Source organism: Xanthobacter sp. BG11Y11_SDJG, from assembly GCF_057364445.1.
Window position 1 is genome coordinate 1 of record NZ_JBNFNU010000911.1, and the last position, 493, is coordinate 493.

Consider the following 493-nt stretch of genomic DNA (forward strand, 5'->3'; position numbering starts at 1 on the left):
TCGAGAGCCATGCTGCGTGGAGGCTCCCGTGCCGGATCGCGTCCATGATGCCGGCGGCGCTCTGGATGGTGGTGTCCATGGCGCCGCGCGCGCGATCCGGCGCATCCGCGCCGAACCCGCTGACGGCGCAATAGACGAGGCGCGGATTGAGGCGGTTGAGCGCGTCCGGCGAGAAACCGAAGCGGCCCAGCGCGCCCGGCTTCATGTTTTCCACCAGCACGTCCGCGTGGGCGACGAGGTCGGCGAACAGGGCCGCGTCCGCCGTGTCGCGCAGGTCCAGGCTCACGCCGCGCTTGTCGGAATTGCTCATGGTGAAGAAGTAGCCCTGGCCGTCGCGCAGCGGCGGCAGGAGGCGCGCCGGCTCGCCGCCCGGCGGCTCGATCTTGACCACGTCTGCGCCGAACGCGCCGAGCTGGCGGGCGCACAGGGGCGCCGTGGTGTACTGCCCGATCTCCAGCACCCTGAGCCCGTCCAGCGGGCGCTGCGGCGCGCT

Annotated in this window: 1 protein-coding gene; it reads right to left on the bottom strand. The window is 72.4% G+C overall.

What is annotated here, in order from left to right; translation table 11 throughout:
- Positions 1-493: CoA transferase (locus AC2W7M_RS27255; protein ID WP_486136375.1), on the bottom strand; the 493-nt coding region annotated here is incomplete at both ends.